The sequence below is a fragment of the Streptomyces sp. NPDC058664 genome, assembly GCF_042716635.1.
Taxonomy (GTDB): Bacteria; Actinomycetota; Actinomycetes; order Streptomycetales; family Streptomycetaceae; genus Streptomyces.
On sequence record NZ_JBHXRW010000179.1, the window covers coordinates 1 to 2,384 of the forward strand.

General features: G+C 61.3%; 2 protein-coding genes. One reads left to right on the forward strand and one right to left on the reverse strand.

Annotated features, from left to right (window positions below; translation table 11 throughout):
• Positions 1-669: 669 nt before the first annotated feature.
• Complete coding sequence (locus tag ACFWUY_RS41270; RefSeq protein WP_384122078.1) at positions 670-903, reverse strand: hypothetical protein; 234 nt, start codon at positions 901-903, stop codon at positions 670-672.
• Between the two features lie 406 nt (positions 904-1,309).
• Here ACFWUY_RS41270 and ACFWUY_RS41275 point away from each other — a divergent pair, with 406 nt between their 5' ends.
• Positions 1,310-2,026 carry an RDD family protein gene (locus tag ACFWUY_RS41275; protein WP_384122081.1) on the forward strand — a complete coding sequence of 239 codons (717 nt, stop codon included), beginning with the start codon at positions 1,310-1,312 and terminating at the stop codon, positions 2,024-2,026.
• The last annotated feature ends 358 nt before the right edge of the window (positions 2,027-2,384 follow it).

Consider the following 2,384-nt stretch of genomic DNA (forward strand, 5'->3'; position numbering starts at 1 on the left):
CTACGTCCCGCCGGACGAGTACGAACACGCGTACTGGCAACACCGGGCGCAAGCCCCGCAGACCACTTGATCACACGACCGCGGACTCCACGAAAGTCGGGGCAGCTCAGAGACCCGGCCACCGCCCGGTCCGGCGCAATGCCGGGCAGGTCAGCTGCCATACATGCTGCGACAGAGGTCAGCCCCGCCCATCGGTGCGCCAATCCGGCCAGCCTCACAGCAGAGCCGACACATATCGGGTGCCTGACCCGCTGGGGGCTGCCGGCGAGCGGCGGGCCACTGCGCCTCCTTCGGGACCTGGACCTTCGGGAACGGCCTCCTGATGGCCATCTTCGACAGCTTCGGGTTCTTCCTCTTCGCCTCCGTCCTGGTGACGACGGGGCGCTTCCGTGGCTGCGTATGACGGTCGGACTGGGCGGCGTCCTGCTGTGCATCAAGGCGTTCCAGGAGGACGACAGACCCGGGAGCCGCGGTCTACGCAGGCTTGGACGAGGGACCAGGGCGGGGGTCGGTGGTGGTGATTCCCTCGCGCGGGGTCGGCGAGGTGAGCTCGGGCCATGCGAGAAGCGGGGCCGGCGACGAGCCGACGTCTTGTTCGCGATGCTGCGCGACGGCACCTTCTACGAGTCCCGGACCGCCGCAGCCAGGTGAGGAGTTCAGACCACTCGATCAGCCCACCAGCCGAAGCCTCTGACGAGCCGCCTCAAGCCGCTCGTCATGGTCGGACGTGAATAGCCCAGGAAGCGTCTTGTCGAGCATTCCAGCAATCCGCTGAATCGGCGCCCAGACCGCCGGATCGTCGACAACCCGGCTCAGGCTCGTCATCTGCAGCTTCTCCAACCAGTCCAACAACACCAGCGCCTCGTCACTCGTGAGCTTGATCGTGACCTGACTATCACCCATGCACACCTCTGTGACTCGGTCCGCCCTCGCTGCACGAACCTATTGGCCTTTGACCTTGACCAAACACATAGGGGCACCCCCAACCTGCGCATGGCAGGCTCCGTGTGGCATGTGAGTAGCCAGTACCCAACTTCTCTCTATGGGCTGGTAGTAGGTTGCGTTGCCAGCGACTCTGAGCAGGTGTGCTCGAGCCCGGCAATGGGTGCGGGTCCAGACATACTCCAACTGTGCCTGTGCCACGAATTATCGACACCAACGTAAACCCCGCGGAGGGCTTCGCTCACGTATGGGCGCACGGCCGATCCTTGGTCGAATCTGCCCAGATGGATTCATCCCTCTCGGTTGAGACATAAACATGGAACTCGGGTTCCTTCAAAGCAATCCGACATTCAAGAGGAACATTGATATGAGTTTTGACAGCCCGGGCGATCCGTATGGCCAGCAGCCTCCACAAGGGCACCCCAAGTATTCTGGCCATCCGCAAGGGCAACCTGGATACGGGCACCCGCAGCAAGATCCGACTCCCTTGTACCATTATCAGCAGTCAGGGCCTCCTCATGGACCTCCCCTGCCTCGCACCAAAAACAATCATATCCACGTGCCAGCCTTGGGTATTGTGCAGATAGCTACGATGGGCAGACGCCTTGGCGCGCGCCTCATCGATGGCGTGGCCATCAGCATCCTGTACTTCATCCTGAGCACAGTAGGTTTCGCCAGCGCCATGGATTCAGCCAAGGGACTCGAGGACTGCGGGCAGTACAGCGACCCCGGTTATCAGGCCTGCATCAACAATCAGGTTGAAGCCGCCGACGACCTATTCGCTGCTGTTTTTGGATTCGCCCTTATCTTCTTCCTTGCCACCTTGCTCTACGAGTGGCTCATGATCTCTTTCGCGGGTGCAACGCTGGGTAAAATGGCACTAGGTCTCAAGGTCGTCAAGGAGAGCACCGGCCAAGCGCCCGGGCTTGGAATCTCCTTTATCCGCTGGGTCGTACCGGTAGCCGGATCGATCGCGTGTGGAGTCGGTCAGATCCTCGTCTACGTGTCACCCTTCTTCGACAACTCAGGAAAACTTCAGGGTTGGCACGACCGTGCGGCGCACACCCTGGTGATCAAGAAATAGGCAGCGTCCGTCGGGGTGGGTTCGGGCGTAAAGTCGACGATCTCGCGTGTGTGGCAGTGCGTGGCGGCGATCCCGATTGCGAACCCGGAATTGAACTGGACGCAGGCCTCACCGCGGCGTAGATGGGTCAGGGCGAGCAGAGCTTGACGGCCAGCAGTCAGACGCCGCCACCGTGAACTCGTTGTCGAAGATCTCGGCGGACGACTCACAAATACGGCATAGATACCGCATACTCGCGCAACGGCACGGCAAAAACTTCGATCGCATTGAGCCTTTTCCAACCTGGCGGTGTTGTCTATGCGTTGGACGGCCCTGCGGAACGATGAAGCTCTTGGTAGGCGGGTTCTCGACCAAGATC

Excerpts from the sequence above, each read along its gene's own strand:
- ACFWUY_RS41270 (WP_384122078.1), bottom strand. The coding sequence starts at position 903 with ATGGGTGATAGTCAGGTCACGATCAAGCTCACGAGTGACGAGGCGCTG.
- ACFWUY_RS41275 (WP_384122081.1), top strand. The coding sequence starts at position 1,310 with ATGAGTTTTGACAGCCCGGGCGATCCGTATGGCCAGCAGCCTCCACAA.